This is a genomic window from Amycolatopsis sp. NPDC045836, from assembly GCF_056431745.1.
This window is the reverse complement of record NZ_JBWKKF010000007.1, coordinates 1-24,320: the sequence shown is the minus strand read 5'-3', so window position 1 is coordinate 24,320 and position 24,320 is coordinate 1. Positions and strand designations below refer to the sequence as shown.

Here is a 24,320-nt window from a genome sequence, read left to right as displayed (position 1 = left end):
AGCGTGACCGGAATCGGTCCCCGGGCTAAAGTCCAATCCCATGCCGGGATCCAGGACCAATTCCGTGGCCGCCGACCTGCTCGTCCGGCTCGACCGCACGGTGAAGGCGCCGCTGCACCGGCAACTCGGCACCGCCATCCGGGACGGCATCCAGTCCGGGAGGCTGCCGCTGGGCACCCCGCTCCCACCGACCCGGGCACTGGCCGCCGACCTCGGCGTGTCACGGGGCGTGGTCGTCGAGGCGTACCAGCAACTGGTGGCCGAGGGCTACCTGAGCAGCCGCTCCGGCGGATACACCCGAGTGGCCGCCGGAACGCGGCCCGCCTCGCGACCGGCACCACCGCCCGCACGGCCGCCCACGCCCTCGATCGACTTCGGCTACGGGCGCGCCGATGTGTCGAACTTCCCCCGCGCCGCCTGGCTCCGGTCGGTCCGCCGGGTGCTGACCGAGACCCCGGCCGAGCGCTTCGGCTATCTCGACGGGCGTGGCGCACCGGAACTGCACCGGGCGTTGAGCGCGTACCTCAACCGCGTTCGCGGCACCGCGGCCGGCCCGGACCGGGTGGTCGTCTGCAACGGGTACGCCCAGGGTGTCGCGCTGCTGCTCGGAGTGCTCGCCGCGCGCGGAGCGACCAGGATCGCGGTGGAGGACCCCTCCGCCGACGACGACACCAGGCCCGTCGCCGCCGCACTGGGCATGACGATCACCGGCGTCCCGGTCGGTCCCGACGGCATCGACGCGACCGCGCTGGACCGCACCCAGGCCGACGCCGTGGTGCTCACCCCCTCCCACCAGTGGCCCACCGGGGGAGTGCTGGCACCGGCGTCACGCGCGGCGGTGGTGCGCTGGGCCGCCCGAACCGGTGCCCTGGTGATCGAGGACGACTACGACAGCGAATACCGCTATGACCGGGCACCCATCGGCGCGCTGCAGGGTTTGGCGCCGCAGCAGGTCGCTTACGCGGGCACGGCCAGCAAAACGCTCGCCCCGGGGCTGCGGCTGGGCTGGCTGCTCCTTCCCGACCACCTCGTCGGGCCCGTCGCCGAGGCGAAGATCGCCGCCGACCGCGGCTCCCCGGTGATGGACCAGCTGACCTTCGCCGATTTCCTCGCCCGTGGTGAATTCGACCGCCACCTGCGCCGCATGCGCCCGGTCTACCGGCGGCGCCGCGACGCACTGCTCGGCGCCCTGCGCGAACACCTGCCCCAACTGGAACCGGCCGGGATCTCGGCCGGTCTGCACCTGATCACCTGGCTGCCGCCCGGCTGGGACGAACGCGCCTTCGTCGGCGAGGCAGCCCGGCACGGGATCGGCATCGCCGGGATCACGCCCTACCACCTCGCCCCGCCCACCCGAGGCGGACTCATCTTCGGCTACGCCACCCTCAACGAGCACACCATCCGGCGCGGCATCGCCCAACTCGCCACCATCGCCGGCTCGGCGGGCCGGTGGTGATCGTGCGTCATCCGGGTGGTCGCCGATCCGGAGTACCCGGAGGAGACGCGACTGCGCACCGCGGTGGTTGAACCGGCCAGTCCGCCCAGGCGTGCGCGGCCACCAGCGGTGCCCGGTGCCGATCGGCGAATTCGAACGCGAACCCGAGGGCACGGTCGCTGGTCGGTGAACACTCACAGCGTCTCCTGGCTCCATCGACTGTTCCGCACTCGATTACCCGTTGAGCCCGGTTCGGTTCAGGCCGCCGGGCGGAGCTGGCTGACGGTGCGGGGGCCTGGTGCGCGGGGCTTCGATCCACGGCAGAATCTCCAGAGCAGGACGCTGGCAAGCCCGCGTACCCGATCCAGGAAGGGAAGGCCGACGATGTGGCTCCACCAGTGGTGGCGATCAGCGCGGCTACCCGCGAATGTGGCGAACGGGCGAGTTCCGTCTGCGCCCGGGCCCGCCGCTGACCCGGGAGACGGTGGTGCGCTCAGCGAGTGGGAAAGGCGGGAACTCGAGTCGATCGAGCGAGGCTTGATCGAGCAAGATCCCGAGTTCGCTCGCACCCTGCGGACGACGACCGGCTCGGCCGCGACCGGGTGGGTGGTACTGGCGGCGCTGCTCGGTTGCGCAGCCCTGCTGGGGGCGCTCGCGGGCGAAGTCAGCCTCTTCCTGGTCGCAGCTGGGTGCGCGGCTGCGACCTGCGCCCTCCGCCGCTCCCGGCATCGCCGAGGAAAGTGATGACGGCCGACACGCGTCCGGTGGTTCCGGAACCAGCGGCGCGCACAGGTCGCCCCGCCGGGGCGGTGGGCACCAACGCCGAAATCGGGTCGATCGAGCTGCGCAACGTCTACGTCGAACGGCCGCCCGATGGAACCCGCCAAGCAGGTGTGTGACAGCGAGGCCGGGGCGGTGCCCGCTCCGATCGGGCAGCGCACCACGCCTGCCTCATCGCCACCGGGTCACAGCGGGGTGATGGTGTCCGCGGCGAGGAAGGTGTCGTTGGCGTAGATCTCGAACAGCGCGGCTTCGCCCAGGCCGTACTGGTCGGCGTATTCCTCGTAGGAGAACTGGCGCACGGTGCCGGTGGCGGTGACGGTCTGGCCCTCGGTGAACTGCTGCTGGTCGCCGCGGAACAGCACGAGCAGGTTCTCGTCACCGTAGGCGCGGGCGTCGAGGATCACGGAGCCATCGGTGAGGTTGGTCGCCACCGGAACGGTGATCGTGACTCGCTCGCCGATGTGTCCCTGGTCGCCGAAGTACTGCGGTTGTTCCCCCGCGGCAGCCGGCGCCTGTGTGGTGACCGAGGCCGTGGGGTCCGTGTTGTCGCCGCCGTCGTCGCAGGCGGTGAGCGAGCAGCCGAGCGCCAGCAGCGCGCCGACGCTGAGAACACGGGCTTTCCACACGATCATGGGGACTCCTTCCGCGAATTCCGGCATCTACGGCATACCCGGCAGGAGCCCGCCCACGCAGGCCACCCCCCGATCGGTCCAACCCACCCGCGGTTGCCGACGGCGAATTGTCAGGAACCGTCGGGTCGGCGCGGCGCAAGGCGCGCGAGGATGGGCCTGCTCGAGAGCGAAGGGCGCTGCACGGTTCCCGATCCGGTTCACCGGTGATCGCGCCGCGGTGAGGCACCTGAACGAGTGGCTCTCGACCGCGGGTCCCGTGGTCTCGCGAGGAGCGCGGTGCCGGTGGAACGGTGCCGCGGCGTTGTGGTTGATCTGCGATGGTTGCGGTGTGCCCGGTCCTCGGTCCGTTCCGGGAGCCCCCACCACGAGGCGTGGTTGCTGTTGTGCGGGGACGGCATCGACTTCACTGCCGGATGAACGCTTCGTTCTCCGGCGACAGCCGGCTTTTCCTCTTGTCGAGCCACGTCATGACTGGTGTGGCGGTCACGCCGTGGATCAGGATCGAGCCGACCACGACGAGTCCCACGATGCGCCACAGGTCTTCCTGCGCGGTGAACCGACCCATCTCCAGCGCGTAGGCCAGGTAGAAGATCGAGCCCACACCGCGAACGCCGAAGAACGAGACCACCAGGCGCTCACGGGTACCGGGCTGCCCGCGCCACAACCCGAGCAAGCCGGCGACCGGCCGCACGACGAGCAGTATCGCCGCCGCCACCAGCACCTCCCGCCAGGTGGTACCGGCGAGCAGGCCGGTCGCCACGGCGCCGCCGAGGAGGAAGATGATGGTCACGGTGAGCAGGCGCTCGATCTGCTCGATGAACTGGTGCAGCACCCGGTGGTAGCCGTGTGCGCGTTCGCCGGCGCGGATGGTGCACGCGCAGACGAATACGGCGATGAACCCGTATCCTTCGGCGAGTTCGGTGATGCCGTACGCCAGGAACGTCGCGGCCAAGGCGACGAATCCTTCGGCGTGTTTGGCCAATTGGAATTTTTCCGACGGCACCGAGAAGAACAGTTTGCGCAGGAGCCACCCGGTGATCAACCCGAAGCCGACTCCCGCCCCGATGCGCCAGAGCACGTCCACCGCCAGCCATTCCGCCAGCCAGCCGTCCGGGGCCAGGCCCACGGAGCTGATCGCCACAGCGGCGTAGACGAAGGGGAAGGCCAAACCGTCGTTCAGCCCTGCTTCCGAGGTCAGGGCGAACCGCGGTTCATCGTCGTCGTCGTCGTGCTCGGCGGGCTCGCCCACCTGGACCTCGCTGGCGAGAACCGGGTCGGTGGGGGCGAGGGCGGCGGCGAGCAACAAGGCTCCGGCCACGCCGAACCCCAGGACCCCCCACCCGAGCAACGCGACCGCCGCGATGGACAGGGGCATCGTGATGCCCAGCAGGCGCCAAGTCGACGACCAGCGACGAAGCCCCACACGACGGTTCAAGGCGAGGCCGGCACCCATCAGCGACACGATGACGCAGACCTCGGCCAAGTGCCGGGTCAAGGTGACTTCCACGATCGGGCTGGCGTCACGGGGCGGGTCAGCGATGGCGAACGCCGCCGCGCCGGCGGCGAGGAACACCATCGGCATGGAGATCGGGAGTTTCTTCACCACCCGCGGCACCACCGCCGCCGCCAGCGCCGCCACCCCGGCGGCCGCCATGATCACCGTATCCGTATCAGCCATGACCTGCCCTCGTACTCGACCCGGCGACTCCGACACCCGTCGCCGAACCAGGGCTACCCCTGCCGAAGGGGCATCAACCGTGTGGGTATCGGGCGCCCGGCTCTGCGCGGCTGGTCCTGCGGTGTGGCGGTTCCGGATGAGGTGCCAGGGGTGACACCGGTCGCAGGTGTGCCGGAAGTTCGCACCTGATCGGAGGGGAGGTCCCGACGCTGCTGGGCCGGTCGGGCGGTCACCGGCACCAAGGGCAACGCCGTCCTGGCTCAGCCTCGGCCTGCGGAGGAGGCGTAGGACCGTGCTACTCGATGGGGCCGGAAGCCGAGCCGGGCGTAGAGGTGGGCCGGTGTGTCACCGATCTCGGCGGAGATGGAGACACGATCGGCGCCTTCGCCGCGCAGAGCGCCGACCGCGTGGTGGAGCAGGGTGGTCGCGATGCCGTGGCCACGGTGTTCCGGATGGACGAAGACGTCTTCGATGACGCCGCACCCGGACGGTGCTTTCCAGTGGCAGATGAACCCGGCGACCTCCCCGAGGCGCTGGGCGCAGGAGTAGCTCACGTGGTGTTCGAGGTCGCGGCGGTGCTCGATGGTGGCAGCGGTCCGTGCGGCCGACCGCGGGGTGACACCGTGGCGTGCGTCCTCTTCGAGGTGGTCCAGCCGGAACATCTCGCCTCTGGCGGACCAGTCCGCATCGCAGTCGTCGGCCCGCCGCACCACGTGGGGCGCCGGTGATCCCGCGAGTGGGGCAGCGGCGTCGAGGACGAGCCGGAGCTCGTGCTCGACGTTCCAGCCACGCAACAGCAACTCGGCCTCGACCCACGAAGGTGTCCGGCTTTCGGCGATCACCCGAGGGCAGCCGGCGCTGGTTGCTTCGGCGAGGTCGGCCTCCAGGTCCTCGACGTTCCGGGGAGCCACCGCGTAAAGGAAGTTGGCGAGACCAAGATCGGGTGCTGACCGCCGGCGCGCCATGACCGAAGAACCCAGTGGGGTCCGAGCACTGGCCAGGCCCCACAACTGGACGGTCTCGTCCTCCGGCGTCAGCACGGCGCCATGCCAGCTCGGTGGCGCCGGTGTTCTCGAAGGGCGGGACGAGCCCTGAACTCCCGGGTGAGCGGGCCCCCTCGGGAAGAACTGTCGTCGCGCCGGGTGGCGGTCACGGTGATGGCGTCGGCGGGTACGGACGGTCTCACATCTCCTCTTTCGGCGTTGTCGAAGGTCAGGCGGTGCGGATCACTTGCCACAGTAGCTCCCATCTTCCCCGCGAAGGGAATTCCACGTCCACATCAGATCGGCGCAGAGCACGAATCTCCTCAGGCTGCGGGAGAATGCCGAACGCGGGGAGCCGCACATCGTCCTCGGCAACCACGGACTCCACCGCATCGCCAACGCGGAGCCGAACCGGTCGCCGACACCGGGAACGGCTGAACCGCCGGGCCTCCTGCGGGCACCGCACGCACAGCCCCTGCACCGGGTGGTGCAGAGCCGCAGGCCCGACTCCAACGGCGGCGTGAGCGGACGCCGCGGTGATGAGCCCTTCGAGCAAGGCTCGATCGCGGAGCAACCGGTGCCATCTCGCGACGACCGGCGAAGAAGAGAAGCATTCTCCGAATCGAGGCTGTTCCCTGTCGTGGGTGTGCGGATCAGCTCTTGTCGAGTTCGGCGTTGACCATCCTCTCGAATTCGTCGCGGCCCCGGGTGCCCATGGCGCCTCCGAGCGCGGTCGCCAGCCTGTCGAACGGGTCCTCCAGCGGCAACGCGGCCAGGTGCTCGGCGAGTTCGGGCACCGTCCAGAGTTCGTTGTCCTTGTTGATCTGCGCACCTCGTGACCAGCCGTGGTTGATCGCGATCGAGCCGCCGCGCACCGACAGGACCTGGCCGGTCAGGGGACAGCCCTCGCTGACCAGGTAGGCCACGATCGGGGCCACCACGGCAGGGTCCTTCGGGTCCAGTTCCCCGTCGGGCGGCGTCTGGTCCATGCCGGGCACCGGGGTGGTCAGCCGAGTGCGCACCATCGACGGGCTGACACAGTTGACCCGGACCCCCAGTCGCCGCAGTTCCAACGCGTGTACCGAGGTCATGGCCGCGACCCCGGCGTTCGCCGCCGCGTAGTTCGCCTGCGTCGGCAGCGGGTTGAGCAGCCCGGAGCCCGAGGCGGTGTTGCCGAGTTCCGGCTTGCCGGTTGCGTTCTCCCTCGTCCTAAGATGCCCGCCATGGCCGATATCGAGTTCTCCACCCCGCCGACGCTTCCGCCGACCAACGGGTACAGCCACGTGGCCACCATCGGCCCTGGCAGCCGGCTGGTCTGGACCTCCGGTCAGGTCCCCATCGCCGCGGACGGCACCCCGGCGCCCGCCGGGGACTGGGCGGCTCAGACCCGCCAGGCGATGCACAACGCCGGTGCCGCCCTCGCCGCCGCGGGCGCGACCTGGCAGGACGTCTTCAAGCTCACCTTCTACGTCGTCGACACCTCTGCCCTGGCGACCGTCCGGGCGGTGCGGGACGAGTTCGTCGACACCGAACGCCCGCCGACCAGTTCACTCGTCCAGGTGGCGGGTCTGTTCCGGCCGGACCTGCTGATCGAGATCGAGGCGGTCGCGGCGGTCAGCGACCGCTGACCGCCCGCACCGAGCCAGCCGGCGCTGAGGTGCGAGGGCGCTCGGGGCCTCGATCAAGCCGCGCCCGCTGTTCGAGCCGCATCGTGCCCGCGGTTGCGTCGATGGTGATCAGCTGCCCGGTCTTGATCTCGTGGGTGGCGTTGCGCACGCAGATGACGGCGGGGATGCCGTATTCGCGGGCGACGGTGGGGCCGTGCGCCAGTGGGGAGCCGGTTTCGGTCACCAGTCCGGCGGTGGTCAGGAACAGTGGGGTCCAGCCGGGGTCGGTGGTGGGCGCGACGAGGATTTCCCCGGGTTCGATGTGCGCGTCGGCGGGATCGCGGATCACCCGTGCCCTTCCGGTCGCGTGGCCCGCTGCTCCGGCCATCCCGGTCAGCAACCCGTCGCCGACCGGTCCCGCCGGGACGAGTGCTTCGAGGGCGCCACCTGGTGGCCGTACCTGGCCGGCGGGGTGGTCCACCGCCGGTTCACCCGCTCCACCGGCTGACCACCGCCGAGCACCACCGCCGAGCACCACCGCCGAGCACCACCGCCAGTGCCACCACCACGACCACCGCACCGGCGAAGTCGTGCCAGGTGAGTGCGACGGCACCAGCCCACCACAGCAGGCACCAGCCCAGCACGGCGAACAACCGTGGGAGCGGACGGGGAACGAGGGCGAAGGCGAGCAGCACCACCGCGGCCGCGAACCCCACCGCCGACGACGGGATCACGTCCGGCCGGGAACCGTGGTGCGGTGCGGCACCGCCTGGATCACCAGCTCCGCCGACGCGGCGTCGTGAACCACCAGTCGCACGGTGGTCACCCGCGCGATCGTCCCGTCGGGAAGATCGATGACCGAACCGGGCGGCAGGGAGACCGCACCCGGTAACCGGACCAGTTCCTCACCGCGGAGCTGGTCCCGGATCACCGTGGTGATCGCGTCCACGTGGTCGGTGCTCATGGGGACCCCTTCGTCGGCGCAGCGATGCCACTGATACCACTGCCGACCAGACTTCCCGGCTCACCTGCCCCCACCTCAACGGCCCGGCTGGTGCGCTCCGGTGGCCAGGGGTGGCGCGGCGAGCTGACCTGGCGATTTGCCCTCGAGGGAGTCCGTGGGGCATCTTTACCCGCGGAGCGCCGGGAAGTCTGGTCGGCAACCTCGTCCTCGCGAACGCGGGTCGAGGAGGTTGTCGAGGGCGGAGAAACCACGTGGCGCTGAACCCGACCCGCGGTGTGACACCGGTGAGGAGTCGTCCCGGGCGTTACCGGCCGGAGCTGCAGGGCCTGCGCGCGGTCGCGGTGGTGCTGGTGGTCGTCTACCACGTCTGGTTCGGCCGCGTCTCCGGTGGCGTGGACGTGTTCTTCCTGATCTCGGGTTTCCTGCTGACCGGTCAGCTGGTGCGCGCGAGCGAGCGCGGGGGCATCGGCTTCCGTGAGTTCTGGGGGCGGCTGATCAAGCGGCTGTTCCCGGCGGCGCTGACCGTGCTGCTGGCGGTGGTGGCCGCGTCGGTGGTGCTGCTGCCGGAGAACCGCTGGTTCCAGACCATCCGCGAGGTCTTCGCTTCCGCCTTCTACCTGCAGAACTGGCGTTTGGCCGCGGACTCGGCGGACTACTTCGCCCAGCACGACAGCGCCAGCGTGGTGCAGCACTTCTGGTCGCTGTCCATCCAGGGCCAGTTCTACCTGGTGTGGCCGTTGCTGATCGCGGCGGTGGCGCTGCTGGCCGGGCGGTTCCGCCGCAACGCGGCCGCGGCCCTGCTCGTGCTGTTCGCGGCTTCGCTGGCCTTTTCGGTCGTGCTCACCGCGGCCGACCAGCCGCTGGCCTACTTCCACTCGCTCACCCGGGTGTGGGAGTTCGCGCTGGGTGGCCTGCTGGCACTGGTGATCGACCGGATCACGCTGCCCGGGTTCGCGCGTGTGCTGCTGGGCTGGCTGGGCCTGGCGGGCCTGCTGTCCTGCGGCCTGGTGCTGGGCGTCGGCGCCGTGTTCCCCGGATACGCCGCGCTGTGGCCGCTGCTCTCGGCGGCGGCCGTGCTGGTGGCCGGGGCGACCGGCAGCCGGATCGGTGCCGATCGGGTGCTCGCCGCCCGGCCGGTGCGCTACCTCGGCGACCTGAGCTATTCGCTCTACCTGTGGCACTGGCCCGTCCTCGTGCTCTGGCTGGTAGCGGCGGAGCGCACCGAGGTCGGCCCGCTCGGCGGTGCCGGGATCATCGCGCTCTCGATCGTGTTGTCGGTACTGACCCATCACTTCGTCGAAACCCCGCTGCGGGAATCGCGGATCGGGGTCCAGCGACGCTGGGGCGCCTACCGGTTCGCCGTGCTGGCGATGGTGCCCGTGCTCGCGGTGACCACGGCGTGGCAGGTCACCGCGCAGTGGAAGGCCGAGGCCAACGCGCTCGCGGTCGGCGACCTCGACCACCCGGGAGCCAAAGCACGCCTGCCGGGTTTCGAATACTGGGGAGCGCCGAACGCGCCTCTGGTGCCGTCGTTCGTGGCGTTGCCCGACGAGTACGCGCACATCGACGAGAACAGCTGCACCACCGCGCAACGCCACCCGGAACTGGTGGTCTGCGTGAACGGGCTGCCGGAAAACCCGGTGCGGCGGATCGTGGTCGTCGGGGACTCCCACGCGCAGCAGTTCATCGCCGCGCTGCGCCCGATCGCCGAGCAGAAGAACTGGCAGATCGTCTCGATGCTGCGCGGCGGCTGCCCGTTCTCCACCGACTCCGAGGCCGTGCCCGGTGACCAGCCCTGCATCGACTGGAACGCCGCGGCCGCCGACGAGATCGTCGACATCGCCCCCGACGCGGTGTTCACCATCGGCACCCGCGACGTCCGCGTCGGGGTCACCGAGCACGTCCCGCCCGGATTCGTGGCGCAGTGGCGCAAGATCGACGCGGCGGGCATCCCCGTGCTCGCGGTGCGCGACAATCCCCGTTACGACTTCTCACCGTCGGCTTGCGTCGAAGCCAACGGACCCGCGGCGGCGGAGTGCAGCACACCGCGCGCCGAGCTGCTGGCACCGGAACCCCCGTACGCCGCCATCCCGGATCTGCCACCACGAGTGTCCTTCTTGGACTTCAGCGACTACTTCTGCGACGCGGAACTCTGCCCGCCGGTCATCGGCAACGTGCTGCTCTACCTCGACGACAACCACATCACCGCCACCTACATGTCCACCATGTCCAGCATGGTCGAAGAAGCCGTCGAAACCACGCTCGGCTGGCGGGAAGCGGGAGCAGGCGACTCGGATCGGTGAGGTGCCCGCCGGCGGCGACGGAGCCGCCACGCCATCGGCGTACCGGATTTGCCCCAGCGCGATCTTTACGGCATCTTTGCGGGTGGTGCGCCGGGAAGTCTGGTCGGCACCCTCGCCCCGCCGGGACGAGGGTTACCCGGCCGGTGGCGTGACCCACCGGCGAGCTGCTGGAGACCGGCATGAACCGCACCCCCCGAACCCGCGCGCCCCTGTTCAGCCGCAGATCTTGGCCCGAAACCCGGCGGATCGCCGACATCCTGCGCAAGGAGACGATCGGTGGCGCGCTGCTGCTGGCCGCCGCCGTGGTCGCCGTGGTCTCCGCCAACTCGCCGTGGAGCGAGTTCTACGAAGCGGTGCGCTCCTTTTCGATCGGCCCCGCCTCGCTGCACCTGGACCTGCCCGTGGCGACCTGGGCCGCGGACGGGCTGCTGGCCATCTTCTTCTTCGTCGCCGGGCTCGAGCTCAAACGCGAGTTCGTCGCCGGTGACCTGCGCGACCCCCGTCGCGCGGTCGTGCCGATCGCCGCAGCCTGCGGCGGGGTCCTCGTCCCGGCGCTGATCTTCATCGCGATCAACGCCGGTGGCGGCGAGGCGGCCCGCGGCTGGGCCATCCCGACGGCCACCGACATCGCCTTCGCGCTCGCCGTGCTGGCCGTGGTCGGGCGCTGCCTGCCCTCGGCGCTGCGCACCTTCCTGCTGACCCTGGCCGTGGTCGACGACCTGCTCGCCATCCTGATCATCGCGCTCTTCTACACCGACGACCTGCGGATCGTGCCGCTGCTGCTGGCACTGGCCCCACTGGGCCTGTTCACCCTGCTGGTGCAATTCCGGGTCCGGTCGTGGTGGCTGCTCCTCCCGCTGGCCGCCCTGACCTGGGTGTGGGTCCACGAGTCCGGTGTGCACGCCACGGTCGCCGGTGTCCTGCTCGGCTTCGCCGTGCCGGTGCTGCGCAGTGAACGTGCCGGGGGACCGGACGCCGGACCCGGCCTGGCCGAACACTTCGAGCACCGGTTCCGGCCGTTGTCCGCGGCGGTCGCCGTACCGGTCTTCGCGTTGTTCGCCGCCGGTGTCCCGCTCGGCGGCTGGGACGGCCTGCGCAGCGCGCTGACCGACCCGGTGGCGCTCGGCATCGTCGCCGGGCTGGTGGTGGGCAAGACGATCGGGATCTTCGGGGCCACCTGGCTGCTGTCCCGGTTCACCAAGGCCGAACTCGACGACGGGCTGGGCTGGGTGGACGTGCTCGGCCTCGCCATGCTCAGCGGCGTCGGTTTCACCGTCTCCCTGCTCATCGGCGAACTCGCCTTCGGTGCCGGCAGCGAACTGGACGACCACGCACGAGTCGCCATCCTCGCCGGCTCGCTGATCGCTGCGCTCCTCGCTGCGATCGTCTTGCGTGCCCGAAACCGCGTCTACCGGCAGATCCACGAATTGGAGAACCTCGACCAGGACGCCGACGGGATCCCCGACGTCTACGAACGCCGCGACGCCGGTCAAAGCTGATCACCGCTTCCGGGCCTCGGCGGGCCAAGGCCCGCCGAGCCGTGTGGTGTGGCCGGGTGCCGGATGAGCACCGGCGAACGGGCGGACGCCGCGCCGGGACAGGTGGTGCGGGTCCCGGCGGGCAGGCCGGACACCGGCTGAACCCACGAACCGTCGCGGCAGCACCGGCACTCGGTCCACGGCCGGGGAACACGGCGGTGAACGTCGCCGAACAACTCCCCTGCTCGACGCGCGCCCGCGGTGACCCCTCCACCGCCGCCTGCGCGATCACCATCGGCGGTGCCGCGATCCCGGATCGCCGGAGCGGGCCCGCATGATCGGCCGACTGCCCCGGCGAGGTGCCGGGCGCGCCGAGCCGGTCGAGCACCGCCGGTCCGCGAATTCGCCCGAGTGCGCGAGGCAGCCCTTCTGCTAGCTTCTTGGCCGTGATCCTCGATCTGGCCGGCGTCGAGCAGCGTCCGTCCGATTCCCCGTATGTGGAGCGGGTTTACCGGGCCGGCCAGGATGCGGTCGCGCCGGCGAGGATGCGGTCCGTCGCGAACTCGAACTGGGAGCTCGTGGTGTGGCGTGACCGGGGCCGGACGCAGGTGGCGGTACGCGGCCCCGAGACGAGTCCCACGGTGCTGGAGCTGGGCGCGAGCGGCAGCGAAACGACCGGGATCATCTTCCGGCACGGCGCGTTCCTGGCGCCGATGCCGGTGCCGAAGCTGGTCGACACCGCCGTGTCCAGTCCGCACACCACGGCCCGCTCGTTCGTGCTGCAGGGCGCGGAGTGGGAAACACCGGCCTACGACAACGCCGAGGTCTTCGTGGATCGCCTGGTCCGCGCCGGATTGCTGGTGCGCGATCCGCTGGTCACCGATGTGCTCCGCGGCGACGCGACCACTTTGGTCACACCGCGGTCGGTGCAGCGGCGGGTGGCCGCGGCGACCGGGCTGACCCAGGGCGCGATCCGGCAGATCGAGCGAGCCAGGCAGGCCGTGCTGCTGCTGGGGCAGGGGGTGGCCGCGGTCGAGGTCGCGCAGCGGGCCGGGTACCACGACCAGCCGCACCTGGCGCGTTCGCTGACCCGGTTCACCGGGTGCACGGCCTCCCAGCTGCGGCGGGCCGGCGGCGACGAGATGCTGTCGCTCCTGTACAAGACCGAGGTCGCCCTGCGTCCCTAGGTTCGTGGTGCCGCCGGGAACGCCCGGCACACCAACGTCCTTGGAGGGCACGTCGTGGCAATCACGCAGATCTACCTGAACTTGCCGGTCACCGACCTGGCGGTGAGCACGAAGGTGTACACGGCGATGGGCGGAACGGTCAACCCGGACTTCAGCGGCGACACCTCGGTACAAGTGGCCTTCGCCGACGCGATCGTGGTGCAGTTGATGACCCGCGAGACGTTCGCGTCGTTCACCAAGCGCTCCACATCGGACGGTCCGATCGAGGTGATCAACGCCCTGGCCGCCGGGTCGCGCGAAGAAGTGGACCGCCTGGCCGACGCGGCACTGGCCGCGGGTGGCACCGAACCACGCGAGGCCCAGGACCTCGGCTGGCTGTACAACCGGGCGGTCGACGACCCGGACGGCCACTGCTGGGAGTTGCTGGCCTACGACCCGGGCGCCACGGGCGGCGACGCGACCACCGGTCAGGATTGACCTCGGAGGGCAGAGCCCGGCGTGGATCTGGGGCGCGGGTGCGCCTGGACCGCCGCGTAGCCGGAGGTTTCCGCCTGGTGCCGAGCCCAGCCGGCAGCTGTCTTCGGCGGCACCCTGACGGTCGACTTCAACGAAGCCACGCTCTCGCACCACCACCTGAACCCCGACGTGTTCACCTGCTCGCTCTCGCCGCCCGGCAACCACCTGCCGATGCGCATCGAGGCCGGCGAACGCGCCCTGGTCCACGCTGCTGCCGCCCGGAGCTGAGCTGCCTCAGCCCGGCTGGAAACCCATCACCCGTATCGAAGGAAGACCGGAGGACGGCCCGCGCCCTGTGCGCCGAGACGGCACCGTCTGGCACAACGACGGCAAGGGCGAGCAGCCCACCGAGGAGAACAGCGCCGGAATGGAGGGGCAGATCGAAGCCATCGAGTCGATGCGCTACGAAATCCTGCGTCAACTCTCCCAGCCGGGCGAAGTCCTCCAGCAGCACGTGGTTCACGTCGCCACCACCAACGGCGTGCGCGGCGAGGTCCACGCCGCCGTCCACTTCGGCTTCGACGACGCCGGGCAGATCGAACGCATCGAGGAGTACGCCAACTTCACCCCCGCCGGCGGTCAGGACAGCTGACGGCGACGGCGCACTGGCGTAGGACCGCAGGTCGTCAGCGGTCAATGCAGCTCGTTCGCCGTGAGGAGGCGGATTTCGGCGCGCAGCCAGGTGGCCGGGTCGGCCGGTGCGGCGCCCCACGCCCGGAGGGCCTCGGCGCAGCGGGTCAGGCCCGTGCGGGTCAGGGCGGCGGCGGGGGCGGCCCTGGCCGGGAACGTGGGCGGCAGGCGGGTCAGGCCGCGGTGCGCGGCTTCGGCGAGCAGGGCGAGCGCGCCCTCGATGGCGGCGGCCAGCGGGCCCGGCCGGGCGGGTCCTTCGGCGGGTGGGACGGCGCCGGTCGCGGCCGCCAGGTCGGGCACGACCACCCCGTCCGCGGTGCGCACGGCGAAGGGTTCGACGACCAGCCCGCCGCCCGCCCGCCGGATGGCGCCGCACACCTCGACCGGGTCCCCGGCCAGTGCCCCGGCCAGCGCGTCGAGGGCGCCGGGCGCGGCCGTGCGGTGGGCGAGGCTGACCGTCGCCTCCGCGCCGCCCGGGTCCACGACGACCGCTTCGAGGCGCTGGGTGCCCGCGAGGTAGCGGACCTGCCGCACCCGCGCCACCGGCACCACCCGGACCAGTTCGGCCGCGACCCTCGGCCGCACCACCCTCGGCGGCAGGCCGGTCAGCTGTGCCAGCGCCTCGGTGACCGACGGGCGCAGCGCGGGCGGCAGTCCGGCCCACGACTCGCCCACCGGGCTGACCGTCGTGCGGGCCACCCGGCCCGCCCCGAACCGCACCACCCGGCCCGCGCTGCGCACCGCCGCCTCGCTGACCACGTTGCCCGCCGCGAGCGCCGCCAGTGTGGTGCCCGCGAGCCGGCGGGAGCCGGGCGACCCGGTGCCCGAAGGCCAGCGGTGCCGCACCGCCAGCACCGTCTCGGTGCCGGGATGGGCGAGGAACACCTCGGCGGTGTCGCTGCCGTCCTCGTGGTCCACGCGGCAGCCCAGCGCCACCAGGCGCACCTGCCGCAGCGGCGTCTCCGCGGGCTCGTCGGTGCCCAGCACCCGCGCGGGTGCCCGCGCCCCGGCGTGGTGGCGGGCGTGGAGTTCCGCGATCAGTTCCGCGACCCGCGCCGGTTCGTGCCGGGCGGATCGCGTGCCGTAGGCGGTCAGCTGCTCGACCAGTTCCGCCAGCGCCGCGGCGGGCCAGCGCAGGTTCGCCCGCTCGCACGCCGCGTGCTCGCGGCGCAGGGCGGCGACCAGCACCTCGTCGGCCGACACGACCCCGGTGCGCAGCAGCTCACCGGCGGCCGCCGCGACCCCGGCCATCGCCCCGGCCCCCGCCGCGGGCCGGTCCGCGGCGGGGGCGAGTTCCACGGTCACCTCGGGGTCCGCGGGCGCCAGCGCGTCCGCCTGCCGGAAGGCCCACACGGCGACCACGACGAGTGCGTCCCTGGCCTCCGCGCGGGCGTCGCAGTCGACGAAACCCAGCTCGCCGGGCACCAGGAAGCGCACCGTGGCCGACGGGGTCTCCACGGTCGTGGCCTGCCTGCGCACCCGGGCGGTGAGCCCGCCGCTCACCGCGCGCCGGGCCGCGGTGAGGGTGCGGGCGCCGAACTGGGCGGTCAGCTCCTCGTCGGTCACCGACCCCGGCCACCCGGCCGGGACCCGCTCAACGGGGGCCGGAGCTCCCTCGGCCCCCGCGGCGTGGTCGCGCTGGTAGGCGAGCACGGCGCCGATGCGGTGGCGGCACACCCCCGGCGCACCGCACGTGCAGCTCGCCGCGTCCAAGCCCTGGCCGGGCGAGAGCACCACCCGCGTGCCGTCGGCGAACACCGCTTCGACCGTGCCGTCCTCGGCCGAGGTGACCGGCGGGACGCCGTCGAGGTCCCGGGTCGCGCGTTTGACCAGGCCCCGGTTCGCGAGCGCGGCGAGCGCGTCGGTGGTCAGCGCGAGCAGGTCCGCCCTCACCGGCCGATCCTTTCCGCCACGAACTCGGCGAGGTGACCCGGGGTCATCGCGCCCACGTGCGCGCCCGCGTCGGCGAGCTGCCGTCCGAGTTCCCGGTCGTAGTGGGGGTTCGCGGTCTCGTCGAGCGCGGCCAGGCACAGCACGTGCGTGCCCTGCCCGGCCAGCTCGCGCACGGTGCGCAGCAACGCCCCCTCGTCGCCGCCTTCGTAGAAGTCGGACACGATCGCGACGATCGCCCGCCTCGGCGCGTCCACCAGACCGGCGCCGTAGCGGACCGCGCGCGCGATGTCCGTGCCGCCGCCGAGCTGCACCTTCATCAGCAGCTCCACCGGGTCGGTCACCTCCGAGGTCAGGTCGACCACGTTCGTGTCGAACGCGACGAGGTGGGTGCGCAGGCCGGGCACCCCCCACAGGCACGCGGCGGTCACCGCGGAGTGGATCACCGAGTCCACCATCGACCCGGACTGGTCCACCAGCAGCACCAGCTGCCACGGCTGGGTGTGCCGCCGCCCGCGCGAGGTGAACCGGGGCTTCTCGATCAGCAGGCGCTTCGAGCCGGGCTGGTAGTGCGCGAGGTTGGCCCGCACGGTGCCCCGGAAGTCGAAGTCGCGGGCCTGCCGGAAGTTGCTCGGCCGGCGCAGCCGCGTGCCGGTCAGGCCGCGGTTGACCTCGGTCGCGAGCCGGGCCATCAGTTCGCGGACCACCTCGGCCACGATGCGCCGCGCCAGCGCGAGCACGTCGGGGTTCATCAGGTGCTTGGTGCGCAGCACGGCCCGCAGCAGCGCCGGGTTCGGCTCGACCCGCGCCAGCACCTCCGGATCGGTGACGATCTCGTGGATGTCGTAGCGTTCGACCGCGTCGCGCTCCAGCCGTTCGATGGTCTCCTTGGGGAACAGGCGGTGCACGTCGTCGAGCCAGTCGACCGGTGTGAGGTTCGACTCCCCGCTCCCGCCGGCGCGCACCCCGCGCTCGGCCAGTTCCGGGTCGCGGCCGTACAGCCACGACAACGCGGCGTCCATGGCCGCGGCTTCGCCGTCGAGCCCGGTCATGCCCGCCGCCGGTGCGCCGAGCACCAGCCGCCAGCGCTCCAGCTCACCCTTCGGTCCGTCGTTCACAGGTCCGCCAGTCCCGCCCGTGTGAGCATCTCGTCGATCGTCTCCTCGATGGCTGCGCCCCCGGCCACCAGCACCGGGTCGGCGTGCACCCGCAGCAGCCCGCGCCCGGAACCGCCGCCGTGCCGCGCCACGAGCGCGGTCGCGAACCGCTCCCGTTCGGCGGGCGGGAAGAACTCGAAAGCCTGCCGCAGCGCGGGAAGCGCGACCAGGAACTCGTGCGCGGTCAGCGCGCGCACGAGGTCGTCGAGCACCGAGGTGAGCCCGCCGTCGTCGAGCACCTCCTCCCGCGCCACCGCGAACAGCCCGGCGAGCCAGTCGCCGAGCACCGCGGGCCCCCGGGGCACGGCTTCGCCCGGGGTCACCGCCGCACCCAGCGCCCAGCACAGGCCGAGCCCGGCACCGCGCAGGTCCGGTGGCGCGTCCCGGTTCGCGGCGAGCCGCCCGCCGGCCCCGATCGCGAGCTCCGCGTCGAGGCCGAGCGCGGCACCGCCGTCGCGGACCGCGTCCCGGACCGCCGCGAGCGCCCGCAACCGGGCCGGTTCGGCGGGGGCGTCCCCGCCGCGGATGCCCTCGGCCAGCCACAGCGCCCGCGTGGTCGCGACGGTGACCACCGTGCCCAGCAGCGCGCTGCCCGCGGTGCCGAGCAGCCGGTCGTGGCGCCACAGCCCCAGCGCGACCCGCAGCGCGGCGCCGAGCGGGCCCAGGTCCCGCGCCGAAGCCACCCCGGCCGCGATCCGGTCGGTCAGGTCACCGGCGAGGTCGGCGAGCCCGCACGACGCCGCGTCGTGCAGCAGGGCCGCGAGCGAACCCACCTCGTTGTGCCGCTCGGCCCGCTCGGCGAGCGTGGCGGCGGCCGCGTCGGCCAGGGTGCCACCGCTGGCCGCGGCCTCGATCAGCGCGGACTCACGCCGGTCGGGAGTGGTGAGCCGCCAGCCTTCGGCGGCCGTGGCGTCCCGGCCCGATCTCTGTTCCACGCCGGGGATCCCGAGCACGCGCAACCGGTGCAGCACGCGGCTGCGCCGCAGGTCGGTCGCGTCGGTGAGGTCGAGCCGGACGTCCCGGGTGCCGTCGAGCCCGAGCGCGGCCAGCTCCGCGGCGACCGCGCCGACCAGCGGCGGCGCCGGGGTGTCCGGGTGCAGGCGGCCGGTGCGGTCGCCGGTGAGCGCGGCGACCATCTCCACCACCACCGGGTGCGCGCCCGGCTGCAGCGGGCCGCGGGCCGACCACGGCAGCGGCTGCTCCAGCGCGTCCGACACGAGCGCGCTCACCAGCCCGTCCAGCACGTCGGTGCGGGCCGGGTGCGGGTGCCCGCGCAGCGCCGCGAGCCCTTCGCCCAGCGCCCTCGCCGAGATCAGGTCGGCGGTGGACACCGATTGCCTGCGGGCACGCAGCCGCGTCACCACGTCGGCCACCAGCCCGGTCGCCGCCTCCCGCGGGCCGGACTCCCAGAGCCGCTGGTAGTAACCGGGGGAGGGCATGCCGGAGGCGTAGCCGGTGAACGCGTCGAGGCGTCGGTTCGAGTACGGCACCAGGTAGCTGCCGACCTCGGTGCCCTCCGGCACGTCCGGCACCGGCGGCCAGGCGGGATCGGGGTCGGCGGCCGCGAGCCGCGCCAGCAGCGCCGGGCGGTGGAACCCGCCGACCACCACCACGACCGGGCCGTCGTCCCGTGCGGCCGCCGCGGCCACCCACCGCGCCATGTACTCCTCGCGGGCGGTGTCCTCCGCTCCCGCGTCCGCCTCACCGCGCACGAGGTCGAAGTACGCGTTGAGCCGCTCCGCCAGCCCGTCGTGCGGGTGCGCCTCGACCAGGTGGTCCCACAGCACGTCGACGTTGTCCACCGACAGCTCGCGGCAGAGCTGTTCCGTGGCGTCGGCGTAGCGGCGTTCCGCGTCGGCGTAGACGTTCTCCGTCTCGGCCGCCCGCCAGCCGGGCAGGTCGATGAACCGCACCTGCGCGCCCGCGGCCCGGCCCTCGGTGAGCGCGATCCACTCGGGGGAGTAGTCGCAGAACGGCGCCCACGACAGCCGGGTGCGGCCGGCGTCGCGCACGTAGCTGAAGACCGCCAGCGGCGGGGTGTGCCCGAGCAGCAGCTCACCGATGCGCCCGGTGAAGTCGGCAGGCCCCTCGACCAGCACGTGCGCGGGCCGGTGCGCGGCGATCGTCTCGCGCACCAGCCGCGCGCACGCCGGGCTGTGGTGGCGGACACCGACGACGTGTACCGGTGCCGCCATCAGCCCGGCAGCCGCAGCCGGGCGCCGTGCAGTTCCGCCCACGCGGGCGAGCCCCTGCGCCGGGCGGCGTCGTGTTCGAGGTAGCGGCGCAGCTTCGCGAGGTCGTCCGGGCTGTCCTTCGCGGCCGTCCCGGCGAGGCATTCGACGACGTCCTCGCCCGTGCCCGCTTCGCCGTGCAGGTACCAGCCGCGCAGGCCGACGGCGTGCGCGACCGACACCGCCTCCGCGGTGCTGAGCACCGTGGACAACCGTTCCCCGCCACCGGCCCCGGTGCCCGCACGCAGTTCCCGGAACGCGGTGACGAGCACTTCGAGCACGTCGCGGCGTTGCGCCACCGGCACCCCGGAGCGGCGCAGCAGCTCCGCCGACTCGGTCTCCACCAAAGCCAGTTCGGTGTCGAGGTCGGGGATCGGGAACACGGTCTCGAAGTTGAACCGGCGCTTGAGCGCCGCGCTCATCTCGTTGACGCCGCGGTCGCGGGTGTTGGCGGTGGCGATCACGTTGAACCCGTCGGTGGCGAACACCATCGCGTCCGGCCCGGTCAGCTCGGGGATCGCCAGCACCCGGTCGGACAGCGGGGAGAGCAGCGAGTCCTGCACCTCCAGCGGGCAGCGCGTGATCTCCTCGAACCGGACGACCTTGCCCTCGGCCATGCCGCGCAGCAGCGGCGCGGGCACCAGCGACCGCGTCGACGGCCCCTCCGCGACGAGCATGGCGTAGTTCCACGAGTAGCGGATCTGGTCCTCGGTGGTGGCCGCACCGCCCTGGATGGTCAGGGTCGACTCGCCGCTCACCGCGGTCGCGATCAGCTCCGAGAGCAACGACTTCGCCGTGCCGGGCTCGCCGACCAGCAGCAGCCCGCGGCTGGTGGCCAGGGTGACCAGCGCCCGGTCCACAAGGGACGGATCGCCGACGAACTTGTTGCGCACACCCAGTTTCGCGTCCCCCACCACGAACCGGCGGGCCGCGTCCAGGCTCAGCGCCCAGCCCGGCGGGCGGGGCGCGGTGTCCTGCTCGCGCAGGCGGACCAGCTCGTCGGCGAAGCGGACCTCGGCGGGCGGGCGCTGCAGTTGCTCCGTGGTGCTCACTTGGCGCTCACCAGCTCGGTCAGGTCGGCCAGCAGCTCGCTCGCCGACACCGCGTCGATCGTGCCGAACGGCGTGTCCTCCTGGTGCCACCAGCCGTCGTGGTCGGTCGAGAGGAACACCCGCCGGATCTCCTGGGTCTCGCCGAGCATGGTGGGATCGCCCGCGACGATGCCCTCCTCCAGTTCGACGACCGCGAACCAGCCGCCCGGCAGCGGCTTGACCACCCCGGCCTCGACGCCGCCGTCCTGCGGCGCGGTCCGCTCCCAGCCGCGTTTGGTCAGCCCGAGGACGCGGCCCACGCTGACGGCGGCCTTGTCGAACCGCGCCAGGGTCAGCGCGGTCCGCTCGTCGTCGGTCAGCGCCAGGACCTGCCTGCCGAGCTGCGGGAACGGTTGCAGGATCTCGTAGTCGGCGAACACCTCCGACCACGTGGTGAGCGCGGCGCCGAGGTGCAGCGGGTGCGCGACGCCGACGGTGGTGCCGCCGGGCGGGGTGCAGGTCTCGTCCTCGGCGTCGGCGAGCGTGCGGTCCTCGGCCAGCCGGAACGCCCCGACCAGGACGTCCTCCTCGTCGTAGACGCCCCACACGAGCCTGCGCACCACGTGCCAGAGGAGCGGGTGCCCGGAGAAGTAGCGGGCGAAGTCCTCGTGGCTCCACCGGCGCCCGGTGACCATGGCCCGCTCCAGCCGCAGGATCTGGTCGGCCGCCAGCGTGCGGACGTCCTTCTTCAACCCGGAGAACCGCTTGTAGGCGGCCGTGGCCAGCTCGTCGTCGTCCTTCGCACCGGGCTTGGGCAGCGACTTGCGGCGGGTGCCGTCCTCGTCGGAGACGGTCGGGCGCAGCGCCTCGTCGAAGCCGACGACGAACCGGCGCGGGCCGTAGTCGAGCAGCATCGTGCCGTCCTCGGCCAGGCCGAGGTCGGGCACCAGCCGGTCGGCGAGCTGCTCGGCGGTGAGCCCGAGCTTGGCCGCCACCAGCTCGATCTTCTCCCCGGCGCGCTGCTTGAGCCCGGAGAACTTGACCTTCTGCGCGATGCCGTTGAGGTGCATCAGCGCCACGTCGGTGCCGATCTCGGCCAGCACGTCCAGCCCGGTGACGGCGCGGGCGTGCCCGCCCTCGCCCGGCCAGGCCCGGATGACCGGCGAGAGCCGCCGCACGGTGTCGTCGTCGCCGATGGCGGCCAGCGCGGTCAGCGCCCAGCCGTCCTTGGGCGGCATACCGGCCTTGCGCCACGCCTCGAACACCGCCCACCCGAATTCGGCGAGCGAACCCGGGTCGCACGCCTCGGCGACCTGCGTGACACCGCCGTAGGGCTCGTCGGGGGTGCCGAGCGCGAACATGGTGATCAGGTCGGCGGTCGACGCCGTGGGCAGGGCGGCCTCCGCGTCCCGCAGGCGGATCTGCGGGAGCCCGGCCGGGTCGGCCCACGCCCCCGGCACCGGCAGCTTCTTCGGCAGCAGCTCCAGCGGATCGGCGGCGAGGATGGCCGCCACGCCGCCGCCCGCCCCGGCCCCGGCCAGCCGCTTCGCCTCGGCGACCACGGCCTCGACGCCCACCTGCTCGGCGAGCGCGCGGAACACGGTCTCCGCCGCTTCCCGCGGCTTGCCCTTGCGGCCGAGCGCCACGGGCAGCAGGTAGGGCAGCGTCGCCAGGCCGTGCCGCAGGAGCCACGCCCGCGCCACCGGCCGGGTCAGCTTGCGGCGGGCCATCGCCGTGGCCATCAGCTCGGCGACCTCGGTGTCCAGGACGGGCAGCAGCGCCTTGAGGTCGTCGTGCCCGTTGTGCTGGACGACCACGGCGATGACCGCCGGGAGCGCGTCGGCGCCGAACCGGGCCAGCAGGGCCGGGCCCGACACGCCGATGTCGTAGACGCGTCTCGGCCGCCAGGCCGCGAGCGCGGGCCGGGCCAGCTCCTCCGGCGCGTTCATCAGCAGCGAGGGCATGTTCCAGTCCTGGGAGCGGCACTTCTCCAGTTCCGCGGCCCAGTCGATGCCGGGACGGGTGTGGCGGCTGGAGGAGTTCCGCGTGCCCCGCGCGATGGCCTGGTCCCGTTCCCCGTCCTCCCACACGACGCGCGTCGGCGCGGGCACGGCCAGGTCGGTCAGCACCACGGGCGGTTCGGAGCTGCGCGGACGGGTCCACGGTGGACTGGCCAGCACCGGCGGCAGCAACTCGGCCGGCGCGTCGGGCAGCCGCACGACCCCTTCCTGGGTGGCGAGCGCGGCTTCCCTGGCCGCCTCCGGCAGCGCCGGCACCACGTCGGTGAGCAGCTCGTGGCGCGCCACCAGGTGGGCCCGCAGCAGCTCGGCGGCCACTTCGCCGCCCTCGGCGGCCGCCTCGGCCAGCAGCCGGGTGGCGCGAACCGGGTAGCGCTGCACGGCCTCCTGCAGCGCGGCACGGAACGGGGCCTTGTCCGCGTTGGCCACCAGGCCGCGGAAAGCGTCGTCGGTCGGCATCGCGACGATCGCCGTGAGCAGCCGCTTGAGCAGGTCGTTGTCGGCTTTCGCGGTCCACCGCACGAGTAGCGGCGCGGCGGCGGGACCGATCGTGCGCACGACCGTCGGCAGCGCCCTGGACTGGCGGTGGAGCCCGTAGCCGCTCCCGAGCGCTTCGAGCTGCTCCGCGCTGTGCACGGCACACAGGTACAACCACTCCGTGAGGTGGTCGCAGTCGTCGACCTCGGCGGGCAGCTCGTCCACCCACGCCCGCTCCGTGGGCGCCAGGAACGCGGCCACCAGCCGGGTCGTGGGAGTCTTCCGGAAGCCGCCGAGTACCTCGACGACCCGCGCGTACTCGTCGTCGCCCGCCGCCGCGATCGCCGTGCGGACCTCCGCGAGCACGTCGGGGCCCGCCCAGCGCCACGGCACGTGCTCGCCCTCGTTCAGCCGGCGCAGCGTGGTCACCGACCGCCGCCCGTCGAGGCCGTGGGTGGTGAGCGTGGGCAGCCGCATCGCCGCCTCGGCCGCGAACAGCAGCCCGTGCTCGGCGAGCCAGAACTGCCCGAACCGGCCGGCGTCGTCCCGGTCGTAGTAGGTCGCGGAGGAGCTGAGCACGGTGAGCACCGCCGCGGCGCCCAGCGGGTCCGGGGTGCCGCCGAGGTGTGCGCGCGCGGCGGCGACGACCAGCTCGTCACTGCCCGGCGCGTCGAGCAGTTCGTCGACCTTGCGCCGGTGCCTGGCCAGGAGCCGGTCGGCCACCACGCGCGCGTCGGGGGAGGGGCGGTAGCGGGGCTTGCCCTGGTCGCGGCGGGGGTACGCCAGCCGGACCACGCCCGCCGGCGGGTCGAAGGTGTCCTCGTCGACCGCGGTCGCCGCGGGCGTCCGGGCTGCCGGTGCTTGGACGGCGGCGGTCGTCCGTGTGTCCGGTGCCCGGGTGACCGGTTCCTGCGTGGCCGGTGCTTGCGTGTCCGGTTCCTCGGCGGCCGGGGTGGGAGCCGCGGTCACCGCGCCCGTGTCGGCGTAGCCCTTCTTGATCTTGTCATCGGCCTGCTTCGCGAGGAACGCGGCCGCGTCCTGCGCCGAGGCGAAGCCCTTGCGCTTGGACTGCCCGCCGGTCCCGATCCGCCCCCAGGTGACGACCACGTCGGTGCCCTCGACCACCCCCTCCCAGAACTTCGCCGAGCCACCACCGATGTACTCAAGACGCCGCACGTTCAACTCTCTCCTGCCGTACTCCTGCCGACCCTGTGCACAAACTAGCTGTATGAGGCCATGACATTGGTGACACCGGTGTCGAGCCGGGATGCTGGTGGCTGATTTCCAGCAGCAGTGTGGGGACGATGATAGTTGTAGTGC

General features: G+C 72.7%; 20 protein-coding genes and 2 pseudogenes. 9 read left to right on the top strand and 13 right to left on the bottom strand.

Annotation, left to right across the window (positions count from 1 at the left end; genetic code table 11):
- Positions 1 to 40: 40 nt before the first annotated feature.
- Entirely contained in the window at positions 41 to 1,456 is a 1,416-nt protein-coding gene (gene pdxR, locus AC07EG_RS14410) for a MocR-like pyridoxine biosynthesis transcription factor PdxR (RefSeq protein WP_478253543.1), read from the top strand.
- A 363-nt stretch (positions 1,457 to 1,819) separates the two neighbouring features.
- Complete coding sequence (locus AC07EG_RS14405; protein WP_478253542.1) at positions 1,820 to 2,179, top strand: DUF3040 domain-containing protein; 360 nt, start codon at positions 1,820 to 1,822, stop codon at positions 2,177 to 2,179.
- 221 nt (positions 2,180 to 2,400) lie between these two features.
- Here AC07EG_RS14405 and AC07EG_RS14400 read toward each other — a convergent pair whose 3' ends face one another.
- The 4 genes from AC07EG_RS14400 to AC07EG_RS14385 form a co-directional block, all read right to left on the bottom strand.
- Entirely contained in the window at positions 2,401 to 2,850 is a 450-nt protein-coding gene (locus AC07EG_RS14400) for a hypothetical protein (protein WP_478253541.1), read from the bottom strand.
- Positions 2,851 to 3,253: 403 nt separating this feature from the next.
- The gene (locus tag AC07EG_RS14395; RefSeq protein WP_478253540.1) at positions 3,254 to 4,528 is read right to left on the bottom strand and encodes a cation:proton antiporter; all 1,275 of its coding nucleotides are present in this window, start codon (positions 4,526 to 4,528) and stop codon (positions 3,254 to 3,256) included.
- 260 nt (positions 4,529 to 4,788) lie between these two features.
- Positions 4,789 to 5,439 carry a GNAT family N-acetyltransferase gene (locus AC07EG_RS14390; RefSeq protein ID WP_478253539.1) on the bottom strand — a complete coding sequence of 217 codons (651 nt, stop codon included), beginning with the start codon at positions 5,437 to 5,439 and terminating at the stop codon, positions 4,789 to 4,791.
- A 725-nt stretch (positions 5,440 to 6,164) separates the two neighbouring features.
- On the bottom strand, positions 6,165 to 6,794 hold the full coding sequence (locus AC07EG_RS14385) for an SDR family oxidoreductase (RefSeq protein ID WP_478253538.1): 630 nt from the start codon (positions 6,792 to 6,794) through the stop codon (positions 6,165 to 6,167).
- On the opposite strand from AC07EG_RS14385, the gene AC07EG_RS14380 reads away from it, so the two are divergent.
- Complete coding sequence (locus AC07EG_RS14380) at positions 6,735 to 7,139, top strand: RidA family protein (RefSeq protein ID WP_478253537.1); 405 nt, start codon at positions 6,735 to 6,737, stop codon at positions 7,137 to 7,139. The genes AC07EG_RS14385 and AC07EG_RS14380 overlap by 60 nt on opposite strands.
- On the opposite strand, the gene AC07EG_RS14375 is transcribed toward AC07EG_RS14380, so the two are convergent.
- Genes AC07EG_RS14375 through AC07EG_RS14365 form a run of 3 tightly spaced genes read right to left on the bottom strand, consistent with a single transcriptional unit; the run spans position 7,126 to position 8,082 of the window.
- Positions 7,126 to 7,599 (bottom strand): PEP-utilizing enzyme, encoded by a 474-nt coding sequence (locus tag AC07EG_RS14375; protein WP_478253536.1) that lies wholly within the window; start codon positions 7,597 to 7,599, stop codon positions 7,126 to 7,128. The two genes, AC07EG_RS14380 and AC07EG_RS14375, sit on opposite strands and share 14 nt — an antisense overlap.
- Positions 7,600 to 7,606: 7 nt before the next feature.
- Positions 7,607 to 7,852, bottom strand: a complete 246-nt coding sequence (locus AC07EG_RS14370) for a hypothetical protein (RefSeq protein WP_478253535.1) — start codon at positions 7,850 to 7,852, stop codon at positions 7,607 to 7,609.
- Complete coding sequence (locus AC07EG_RS14365) at positions 7,849 to 8,082, bottom strand: hypothetical protein (RefSeq protein WP_478253534.1); 234 nt, start codon at positions 8,080 to 8,082, stop codon at positions 7,849 to 7,851. Before AC07EG_RS14365 ends, AC07EG_RS14370 begins: the two co-directional genes overlap by 4 nt.
- Before the next feature lie 284 nt (positions 8,083 to 8,366).
- Here AC07EG_RS14365 and AC07EG_RS14360 point away from each other — a divergent pair, with 284 nt between their 5' ends.
- The 6 genes and pseudogenes from AC07EG_RS14360 (at position 8,367) to AC07EG_RS14335 (ending at position 14,158) form a co-directional block, all read left to right on the top strand.
- Positions 8,367 to 10,385 carry an acyltransferase family protein gene (locus AC07EG_RS14360; protein ID WP_478253533.1) on the top strand — a complete coding sequence of 673 codons (2,019 nt, stop codon included), beginning with the start codon at positions 8,367 to 8,369 and terminating at the stop codon, positions 10,383 to 10,385.
- A gap of 179 nt (positions 10,386 to 10,564) precedes the next feature.
- Complete coding sequence (gene nhaA / locus AC07EG_RS14355; RefSeq protein WP_478253532.1) at positions 10,565 to 11,884, top strand: Na+/H+ antiporter NhaA; 1,320 nt, start codon at positions 10,565 to 10,567, stop codon at positions 11,882 to 11,884.
- Between the two features lie 425 nt (positions 11,885 to 12,309).
- Complete coding sequence (locus tag AC07EG_RS14350) at positions 12,310 to 13,050, top strand: helix-turn-helix domain-containing protein (RefSeq protein ID WP_478253531.1); 741 nt, start codon at positions 12,310 to 12,312, stop codon at positions 13,048 to 13,050.
- A 54-nt stretch (positions 13,051 to 13,104) separates the two neighbouring features.
- Positions 13,105 to 13,527: a VOC family protein gene (locus AC07EG_RS14345; RefSeq protein WP_478253530.1), complete on the top strand. Its 423-nt coding sequence runs from the start codon at positions 13,105 to 13,107 to the stop codon at positions 13,525 to 13,527.
- Between the two features lie 111 nt (positions 13,528 to 13,638).
- A pseudogene (locus AC07EG_RS14340) lies at positions 13,639 to 13,794 on the top strand (DUF1684 domain-containing protein); the annotation flags it as partial.
- A 67-nt stretch (positions 13,795 to 13,861) separates the two neighbouring features.
- Positions 13,862 to 14,158, top strand: a complete 297-nt coding sequence (locus AC07EG_RS14335; protein ID WP_478253529.1) for a hypothetical protein — start codon at positions 13,862 to 13,864, stop codon at positions 14,156 to 14,158.
- Positions 14,159 to 14,199: 41 nt separating this feature from the next.
- Here the strand turns inward: AC07EG_RS14335 and AC07EG_RS14330 are convergent, their stop codons facing one another.
- From AC07EG_RS14330 to AC07EG_RS14305, 6 genes and pseudogenes are all read right to left on the bottom strand, one after another.
- A complete protein-coding gene (locus AC07EG_RS14330) occupies positions 14,200 to 16,089 on the bottom strand; it encodes an SWIM zinc finger family protein (RefSeq protein ID WP_478253528.1) in 1,890 nt (629 codons plus the stop codon).
- The gene (locus tag AC07EG_RS14325; RefSeq protein WP_478253527.1) at positions 16,086 to 17,204 is read right to left on the bottom strand and encodes a VWA domain-containing protein; all 1,119 of its coding nucleotides are present in this window, start codon (positions 17,202 to 17,204) and stop codon (positions 16,086 to 16,088) included. The genes AC07EG_RS14330 and AC07EG_RS14325 overlap by 4 nt, the downstream gene beginning before the upstream one ends.
- Complete coding sequence (locus tag AC07EG_RS14320) at positions 17,201 to 19,438, bottom strand: DUF5682 family protein (protein ID WP_478253526.1); 2,238 nt, start codon at positions 19,436 to 19,438, stop codon at positions 17,201 to 17,203. Before AC07EG_RS14320 ends, AC07EG_RS14325 begins: the two co-directional genes overlap by 4 nt.
- The gene (locus AC07EG_RS14315) at positions 19,438 to 20,526 is read right to left on the bottom strand and encodes an ATP-binding protein (protein WP_478253525.1); all 1,089 of its coding nucleotides are present in this window, start codon (positions 20,524 to 20,526) and stop codon (positions 19,438 to 19,440) included. Before AC07EG_RS14315 ends, AC07EG_RS14320 begins: the two co-directional genes overlap by 1 nt.
- Entirely contained in the window at positions 20,523 to 24,176 is a 3,654-nt protein-coding gene (locus AC07EG_RS14310) for a DUF4132 domain-containing protein (RefSeq protein WP_478253524.1), read from the bottom strand. Before AC07EG_RS14310 ends, AC07EG_RS14315 begins: the two co-directional genes overlap by 4 nt.
- Before the next feature lie 44 nt (positions 24,177 to 24,220).
- Positions 24,221 to 24,320: pseudogene (locus tag AC07EG_RS14305) on the bottom strand (IS481 family transposase); the annotation flags it as partial.

Excerpts from the sequence above, each read along its gene's own strand:
- pdxR (WP_478253543.1), top strand. The coding sequence starts at position 41 with ATGCCGGGATCCAGGACCAATTCCGTGGCCGCCGACCTGCTCGTCCGG.
- AC07EG_RS14405 (WP_478253542.1), top strand. The coding sequence starts at position 1,820 with ATGTGGCTCCACCAGTGGTGGCGATCAGCGCGGCTACCCGCGAATGTG.
- AC07EG_RS14400 (WP_478253541.1), bottom strand. The coding sequence starts at position 2,850 with ATGATCGTGTGGAAAGCCCGTGTTCTCAGCGTCGGCGCGCTGCTGGCG.
- AC07EG_RS14395 (WP_478253540.1), bottom strand. The coding sequence starts at position 4,528 with ATGGCTGATACGGATACGGTGATCATGGCGGCCGCCGGGGTGGCGGCG.
- AC07EG_RS14380 (WP_478253537.1), top strand. The coding sequence starts at position 6,735 with ATGGCCGATATCGAGTTCTCCACCCCGCCGACGCTTCCGCCGACCAAC.
- AC07EG_RS14365 (WP_478253534.1), bottom strand. The coding sequence starts at position 8,082 with ATGAGCACCGACCACGTGGACGCGATCACCACGGTGATCCGGGACCAG.
- nhaA (WP_478253532.1), top strand. The coding sequence starts at position 10,565 with ATGAACCGCACCCCCCGAACCCGCGCGCCCCTGTTCAGCCGCAGATCT.
- AC07EG_RS14320 (WP_478253526.1), bottom strand. The coding sequence starts at position 19,438 with ATGGCGGCACCGGTACACGTCGTCGGTGTCCGCCACCACAGCCCGGCG.